The sequence below is a fragment of the Succinivibrio sp. genome (genome assembly GCF_045124615.1).
In the GTDB taxonomy this organism is placed as follows: domain Bacteria; phylum Pseudomonadota; class Gammaproteobacteria; order Enterobacterales; family Succinivibrionaceae; genus Succinivibrio; species Succinivibrio faecicola.
The window spans coordinates 1-1,679 of sequence record NZ_JBGVMC010000203.1 but is presented as its reverse complement, the minus strand read 5'-3'; the positions used below and the strand labels follow the sequence as shown (position 1 = coordinate 1,679).

Below are 1,679 nucleotides of genomic sequence, written 5' to 3'. Positions count from 1 at the left end.
CTGTATGTCAGTGAAATCAGATCTGAACCTCCGATAATATACAGACAAGATGTATTCTTTATAAGATTAACTAACTGGTTAACCATTGGAGGAAGAATGATCTTTATACTCTGAGGAAGAATGATATAAAACATTGTTCCTCCATAGGAAAAACCTTGACTTTGAGCTGATTCAAACTGACCTTTTGGTACAGATAAAATACCAGCTCTTATTACTTCTGCCATATAGGCACCATGGTATATTCCTATAGAAATAATGCCTGATAGTAAAATACCTATACTGTGTCCACTAAAGGATAGTGCATAGTATAAAAAGCAGATTTGAAGCAGTAATGGAGTATTCTGGATTAGCTCAACATATACTCTGGATATTGCTCCTAAAATAGTTTTTCCTGAAGTTGAAAAAAGGCCGAAAACAATACCTAATAGAAGTGAAATCAATATTGCAAAAACTGAAGTCTCAACTGTAGTTAAAAATCCGACAATAAATGTTTCTTTATATATCCAGATTTTCAGCCATGCATCAGCACAAAAAAGGTTTCCCATAAAGATATCCTTTATTAGCGGCACACAAATGCCGCTTTTCAAGATTAAAGGTTGTTTTCCTTAATTAGCTTTTCAATAGTGCCATCTGCTAACCACTTCTGAATTAAGCCATCGATAAATGCTGAAAGACCTGAGCCTTTTTTAGTAACCACTCCATACTGCTGTGGAGAGAATTTCTCTTCAATGAAGCTACGGTCTTTAGTCTTGTAAATATTTAGAATTGATTTATCGACACAGAAAGCGTGAACCTCGCCTGCGGCAAGTGCAGTTGAAATTGCAGGATAATTATCAAACTGGTTAAAAGTTACTCCTTCAGTCCATACAGATGGATCAAAAGTTGCAGGATCAAAACCTTTTCCTTCAATAATCTTGTTTGCAATAAGTGCCTTTGTCAGCTCTCTTGCTGATGTAGATCCTGAAGATACACCAATCTTTTTACCTTTCAGATCTTTTAATGATTTGATGTTGCTTTTATCTTCTACAAGAACTGTTACAGCATCTGTGTAATATGGAGTTGAAAAATCCCAGTTTTGCTTTCTTTCAGGTGTGATAGTAAAGGTAGCAAGAACACAATCAAGATCTCCTGAATCAATTAAAGCTGAACGTGTTGCAGCTGTCACTGCAGTAAATTCAACTTCAAGATCTTCTGATATCTCTTTTGCAATAAGAAGAGCTAGTGAATCCTCAAAACCTTTGTATTCACCACTTAAAGGATCTTTAACAGAAAAACCTACAACATCATTTTTCACACCAACACGGAGTACCCCTCTATCAAGGATTTCTTTGATCTCTGGTATATCAGATGTTGCAGCCTGCACAGCACCAGAAAATACACAAGCTACACTTAACACTGTAGATAAAACCATACTTTTTAAAGATTTCATATTCATTCTCCTAAAGGTTTTAGTGTTTTAAAATCTTTCCAAGGAATTGCTTTACGCGCTCATTCTTTGGATCGGTAAAGAAATGTTCTGGAGTCCCACTCTCAACTATCTGACCATCAGCCATAAAAACAACACGATCTGCAACCTGTCTTGCAAATCCCATTTCGTGAGTTACAACTACCATTGTGATATTTGATTCTTTTGCAAGCTTTACCATAACATCTAAAACTTCCTGAATAGTTTCTGGATC

The 1,679-nt window shown here is 35.8% G+C and carries 2 protein-coding genes and 1 pseudogene; all 3 read right to left on the bottom strand.

Going from position 1 to position 1,679, the window contains the following annotated elements:
- Nucleotides 1-545 (bottom strand): amino acid ABC transporter permease (locus ACJML3_RS05235; RefSeq protein WP_406021239.1); only part of this gene is annotated, 545 nt, incomplete at its 3' end.
- Between the two features lie 44 nt (nucleotides 546-589).
- Nucleotides 590-1,429: a transporter substrate-binding domain-containing protein gene (locus ACJML3_RS05230; RefSeq protein WP_406021237.1), complete on the bottom strand. Its 840-nt coding sequence runs from the start codon at nucleotides 1,427-1,429 to the stop codon at nucleotides 590-592.
- Between the two features lie 19 nt (nucleotides 1,430-1,448).
- Nucleotides 1,449-1,679: pseudogene (locus ACJML3_RS05225) on the bottom strand (amino acid ABC transporter ATP-binding protein); the annotation flags it as partial.

What these genes read in the sequence shown, in the direction of transcription:
- ACJML3_RS05230 (WP_406021237.1), bottom strand. Translation starts at nt 1,429, where the DNA reads ATGAAATCTTTAAAAAGTATGGTTTTATCTACAGTGTTAAGTGTAGCT.